General features: G+C 71.4%; 4 protein-coding genes. 2 read left to right on the top strand and 2 right to left on the bottom strand.

Annotation, left to right across the window (positions count from 1 at the left end; translation table 11 throughout):
- Positions 1-1,528: methyl-accepting chemotaxis domain-containing protein (locus CH341_RS27175; RefSeq protein WP_111422085.1), on the bottom strand; the 1,528-nt coding region annotated here is incomplete at its 3' end.
- Between the two features lie 541 nt (positions 1,529-2,069).
- Between CH341_RS27175 and CH341_RS27170 the strand changes: the two genes are divergently transcribed.
- Positions 2,070-4,229, top strand: coding sequence for a sensor histidine kinase (locus CH341_RS27170; protein WP_170149825.1), 2,160 nt, complete (start codon positions 2,070-2,072; stop codon positions 4,227-4,229).
- Positions 4,230-4,258: 29 nt separating this feature from the next.
- On the opposite strand, the gene CH341_RS27165 is transcribed toward CH341_RS27170, so the two are convergent.
- Entirely contained in the window at positions 4,259-5,305 is a 1,047-nt protein-coding gene (locus CH341_RS27165) for a DUF2865 domain-containing protein (protein ID WP_281023658.1), read from the bottom strand.
- 215 nt (positions 5,306-5,520) lie between these two features.
- On the opposite strand from CH341_RS27165, the gene CH341_RS27160 reads away from it, so the two are divergent.
- A partial coding sequence (locus CH341_RS27160) for a ferritin-like domain-containing protein (protein WP_111422082.1) occupies positions 5,521-6,005 on the top strand: 485 nt, incomplete at its 3' end.

Genomic DNA, 6,005 nt, shown 5'->3' with positions numbered 1-6,005 from the left:
GCGCTGCGGCCTGCCGCAGCGCCGCCTCGATCGCCTCGGCGCGGGCGAGGCCCGCCGCGGTCTCGTCGAGCAGCTCGATCACGGTGGCGCCGTCACGGCCGAGCGCCGAGAGCGCCGTCGCCAGCGTCTCGGCGACGCCGTGCAGGCGCGCGATGGCCGCGTCCATCTGCTCGATCACGGCCGTGATCTCGGCGAGTCGCTCGGCCTGCTGCGGTCCGGCGAGGGCGTCCGTCGTCTCGACGATGGTGCGCACGTCGGCGCCGGCCGCGATGGCTTCGGTCGCGGTCCGGGCGGAGGAGCGGGTGAGCTCGTCGGCGACCACGGCGAGCGGTCGCCCGACCGTGCCGAGCCGGCTGCTCTTCAGGGTGGCATTGACCCCCATGATGCGGATGTCGGCTTCGACGGCCCGCACTGTGCCGATATGGTCGACCAGGCGGTGCGCGATACACAGCACCTCGCCCATGATCTCGTCGGCGTTTTCGCGCGCCTGCCTGAAGCTCTCGAACAGCAGCCGCGCCTGGCGCACGTCGGTCTCCAGCTCGGAGAGGAAGGATTGGTCGCCATGGGCGGCCGAGCCGTAGACCTCGCGACCGAGCCGGGCGATCTCGCGCGCGTCGGCGCCGAGCTGGCCGAGAGTGCGATGCACGGCCGCGATCTCGCGCCCGAGCTCCTCCGCCGCATCGGTGAGCTGTGCCGCCTGCAGGGCGCAGCCGGCCGCCACCAGCGCGCGGCGCTCGTCGGCGGGCAGCGCGGCCCAGGCGTCGCTCCCGTGCGTCTTGGTGAGAACCCGGGCCAGGAGCTCGGCGCCCGCCTGGGCATGCTCCATGCGCTGGCGCGTCGCGTCACCGACCTGCAGCGCCATGACGACGCGCCCGACGCCCTCGGCGAGCTTCCGCGAGCGGATCCCCACATCGGCGGCGGCACCGGCCGCAGTGCGCGACCGCGACGTGATCTGGCCGAGGCTGGCGTCGAGCCGGCGCGGCACCTGGGCCACCGTCTCGGCGTGGCGCGACGTGAAGGCGGCCTCGCCGGCCGAGGCCGTGCCGAGATGGCGCGCGACCTCGATCAGCTCGGCCCGGAAGGTCTGCAGATTGGTGCTGGTGATGGCGAGCGAGCGACCGATGCCGCCGATGTAATCGAGGAACTCCGCGCCGGCCGCGCCGATGCCGGACGCGGTGATCCGGGCATTGATGGTCAGCACGTCGATGGTGCGGATTTCCTTGCCGATCTCGTCGATGCGGCGGCGCAGGCCGGTGGTCACGCCGATCAGGTGGTCGAGCGTGGCGCGCTCGTCGCGCCGCGCACCGCCCAGCGCCGCGGCCCGCGCGCCCACTGCCGAGAGGCTGCCGGTCGCGTGGCGGAACGCGTCCCCGTCGAGCTCGCCCTGCAGGCTGCCGAACAAGGTCGTGAGATGATCGAGCAGATCGACTGAGGCGCCGAGCCGTCGGCCGGTTTCGAGGAACGTCTCCTCCGCCAGGCCGGCAGCTGATCCGAGTCCTTCGGCAATGGCGAGAATGTCGTCTTGCAAGGTCGGTCCCGCTGCTCGGCGCCGGGCCGCCGGGCGCGACCGACACTGTATCGGCGCGGCGGCCGGCGACGAGGCCGGGTCCAACTTGCGTGTCGCGAGTTAAGTATCGGTTGAAAACGGATGTTTCCGACGCAGGGCGCGGCTGCATCGCAGCGATGGATGGGGCCGCGGACACCGCGGTTCGCCCGGCGGTGGTGAGTCGGCACCCGCGATCCGTAGTATTCACTATGCCCACCTATGCCCCATAACGTGGAACGCCGGAGGAGTAGGTATCTTTCGGGATATCGATCGCGCCGCCGCAGTAGAGCGGTAGGGCGTTGCTCCGCAGTGCTCTCCAGATTTTTGCAGTGCTGATCTGACGCGGGAGTTCTGCGGGATAGTACTGAAGCATCCGGGCTTCTCGACCCTATACTGACGGCACCTTCATTGAGGAGCACGCATGAATTTCGAGCGGACGCCCAAGGGCGCGCCGACGTCCGCAGAGACCGCTGGATCGCCGCACCCCATGGGGCCCGGAGAATCCGGGTTCGCACCCGCCGGATTGACGATCCGTCAGCGCCTGATTCTGATCGTGCTCGCCGTCACGGTTCCGATGGTGCTGCTCTCCGTCGGCATCGTCTGGCGTCTCACCGAGCGCGAGCGGGCGACCAACACGCAGGCCATTCTCTACGCCTCGCGCTCGATCGCGAGCGCCGTCGAGGCGCAGCTCGCCACCTATGTCGCGGTCGGGCAGGCGCTGGCGCGGGCGCCCTCGCTGCAGTCCGGCGATCTGTCCGCGTTCCGCAGCGAGGCCGAGCGGGCGATGATCGGGCTGCCCGGTGCCTGGGTCACGCTGGTCACTCCTGACGGTCGCCAGGCGATCAATACGCTGCTGCCGCAGGGAAGCCCGCTGCCACGTGCGCCGCCCTCCGTGATGGAGGACGCCGGCCGGGCCTTCGCATCCAAGCGGATCGAGTTCACCCGCGTCGTCACGGGGCCGGTCGCCGGAGGGCCCGTGGTGGGTGCCGGCGTGCCGGTCTTCCGGGCCGGCGAGCCGGCCTATTACCTGCTGATCGGCGTTCTGGCCGAGGCGTTCCGCGATCTCCTCAACGACCGCGGGTTGCCGAAGGGCTGGCTGGTCGGCATCGTCGATGTCCAGGGGAGCTTCGTCGCGCGCTCGCTCGATCACGATCTCTGGGTGGGCAGGCCCGCATCCGAAGGCTGGCGGGCCGTGATGCACACCGACGGCATGTCCGATGTCTCGAGCGTCGAGGGCCGGTCGCTGATCAACGCCACGGCGGTCTCCCGCATGAGCGGCTGGGCCGTCGGCGTCGCCACCGAGCGCAGCGTGTTCGAAGCGCCGATCCGCCAGACGCTGATCACGGCGGCCCTGGTCACGGCCGGCGTGACGCTGCTGAGCATGCTGCTCGCCGGCTGGGCGGCGCGCCGGATCACCGGACCGCTCGCCGCTCTCGAAGCGGGCGCCGGACAGCTCGAGCGCGGCGCGGTGCCGGCGTTCCGCCCCACCTGGGTGCCGGAGGTCGACCATGCCCTGCACGCCTTCGACACGGCGGCCCGGACCATCGTGGCGCGCGAGGTCGCGCTCAGGCAGAACGAGCACCGGATGGCGGCGATCCTGGACGCCCTGCCGGTGGGCGTCTCGCTGGTCGACCTCGACGGCCGGATCATCGTCGCCAACAACAACTATCGCCGCTTCGTGCCGAAGATCATTCCGTCCTGCGATGCCGAGAGGCGGGTGCTCTGGGAGGGGCACGACGAGAACGGTCGGCTGATTCCGCCGGCCGAGTTTCCGTCCGCGCGCGCGTTGCGCGGCGATCCGGTGTGGCCCGGCGTCGAGTTCTTCTTCCGCGGCGACGGCACCCAGGGGCCGACCTGGACCCGCGTCGCCGCGCTGCCGTTCCGGGACGAGACCGGGACGATATCGGGCGCGGTCCAGATGATCGTCGACATCGACCAGGAGAAGCGGGCCCAGGAGGAGCGCCGGACGCTCCAGGCCGAGCTCCTGCATCTGTCGCGCCTCTCCGACATGGGCCAGATGGCGGCCGCCCTCGCGCACGAGCTGAACCAGCCGCTCACGGCGGTCGCGGTCTATATCGGCGGTTGCCAGCGCATCGTCGGCGGCGACGAGATCGATGCGACGCGCCGGCAGAAGCTCGAGGAGATGATGCGGATGATCAGCGAGCAGGCGCTCCGCGCCGGCGAGATCATTCGGCAGCTCCGCGAGTTCGTCCGCAAGGGCGAGATCGAGCGCCACGTCGTCAGTGCCGCTGCGGTGATGCGCGAGGCCTGCACGCTGGCGATCGCGGCGGCGCGGCACGACGGTGTCGCGGTGCGCTTCGACGTCGATGCGCCGGGCGACATCCTGGCCAACAAGGTCCAGATCCAGCAGGTCGTGTTCAATCTGGTGCGCAACGCCGTCGAGGCCATGGAGGAGTGTCCGCGCAAGGAGCTGGAGATTCGACTCACCGGAACCAGCGAGCGGCTGGAGTTCAGCGTGGCCGACACCGGCTCGGGTCTCGCGCCCGAGATCACCGACCGGCTGTTCATGCCGTTCGCCTCGACCAAGAGCCAGGGCATGGGCATCGGCCTGTCGGTGTGCCGCAACATCATCGAGGCGCATCACGGGCGGATCTGGGCCGAGCCCAATGCGGGGGGCGGCACGGTCTTCCGGTTCTGGCTCCCGCGCATCCGCGACGCGTGAGCGCCGCGCCCCGTCGGGGGCGCCCGTGATCAGGGCCGGCGGCCGACCGTGACGGGGGCGGTCGACACGGTTTCGGCCGGGCTCTGCTGAGCGACGTCGCCGGCCGGCTCGCGGGCGGCCCGCGCCGCCGCGCGCTCCGCCCGTGCGGCCGCACGCTCGGCCCGCGCCGCCTCGCGGCGGGCCCGCCGTTCGGCGCGGCGCTCTGCGCGCGTCGCCTCGCGGGCGTCCTGCCCGTCGGAGCCGGCCGTGCGGGCGGCACGCTCCGGCGCATGCGCATAGGCGCGGTCGATCTCGGAGAGATACTGCTTGAGCTTGCCGGGCAGGCGTCCGGCCTCGTCGTAGGGCGTGAAGTCGCTCGCCGCGTGAGGCGTCCGGCCCCGCCCGGTGAAGACGTGCACGCCCGCCTCGGTCACCACGATGTCGCCGCGGACCAGCGTCGCGTCCTGGCGCAGTCGGGCGAGCGCGCTCTTGGTGCCGTTGCCGGCACCGCAGCGGCACGCGGGATTGAACGAGGTGCGGTGTGCGAAGGCGGTGCTGAGCGATCCGTAGCGTCGCCCGTTGCTCGACACCGCGTCGGCGATCCCGTCCGGACCGTCGTCGCCGCCGCGGAACACCATGGTCTCGGTGCCGGGGCAGAGCGAATCGCAGCTCCGCCGCGCCTCCGCCGTGCCGCTGCCGTCCGGCATCGGAATGTAGAAGCCGTCGCAGGTCCGCACGCAATAGGTCCGGCCGCTGCCGCTCGCCCGCCGTCCCTCGCTCGCGCGCGGTTTCGGAGTCACCGTGATGGACGGCAGCGTCGGGGGCGGTGGGGCACCCCAGGACGAGCCCCCAGATCCTCCACCCCACGATCCTCCGCCCCACGATCCTCCGCCCCACGATCCTTCACCCCAGGATCCGCCACCCCAGGAACCTCCACCCGACGCGCCGTGCGACGATCGAGGCGAGGGGGCCGGCGGCGCAGGATGTGAGCGCGCCCATTCGCTGCGCCAGAAATCGAGCGCATCGTTGGCGCTCAACCGTGACGCCGTCACGGCGCAGAGCGCGACCGAGGCGAGGACGAGCAGGGGACGGATCATCGCGGCGACCTCGTGGCCTATCGAAACCGAGGCAGCCCGCGGCCGCCGTTCCGGCAACCGGCGGGACTCCGCCTTGTTCCGTGCGCGGGTGCGACGGCGGGGCCGCGACGGGCGCGCGCGAAAGCCGGAACAGCGCCGTGGCGCAAAGGTTGTTCCCGGCGCGAGGCTCCACCCGAGAGCGCCCGCGACATCTTCCGAACGAGCTGGAGACCACCATGACGCCGCAAACCGCCCGTGATCTGTTCGTGACCGGACTGCGCAACGCCCACGCGATGGAGCGCCAGGCCGAGGAGCTGATGGAACGTCAGATCGAGCGCACCGACGACTATCCGGACGTGCAGGCCCGCCTGCGCCAGCATCTCGAGGAGACCCGCACGCAGATCGGTCGGCTCGACCGCTGCCTCGAGGCCTGCGACGCGAGCGCCTCGACCCTTAAGGACGCCACCATGTCGTTCATGGGCAACATGGCTGCCATGGCGCACATGCCGGCGGGCGACGAGATCCTCAAGAACACCTTCGCCAACAACGCTTTCGAGCACTACGAGATCGCCGCCTACAAGTCGCTCATCGCGCTCGCCGAGCGGGCCGGCGTCGACGCGGCCTCGCTGTTGACGCAGTCGCTGCGCGAGGAAGAGCAGATGGCCGCGTGGATCGACGCGCACGTGAAGGACGTCACGCTCGCCTATCTGGCCCGCGAGGC

This window comes from Rhodoplanes roseus (assembly GCF_003258865.1).
Classification (GTDB): Bacteria; Pseudomonadota; Alphaproteobacteria; order Rhizobiales; family Xanthobacteraceae; genus Rhodoplanes; species Rhodoplanes roseus.
This window is presented reverse-complemented; position numbering and strand designations above follow the sequence as displayed.

Excerpts from the sequence above, each read along its gene's own strand:
- CH341_RS27165 (WP_281023658.1), bottom strand. The coding sequence starts at position 5,305 with ATGATCCGTCCCCTGCTCGTCCTCGCCTCGGTCGCGCTCTGCGCCGTG.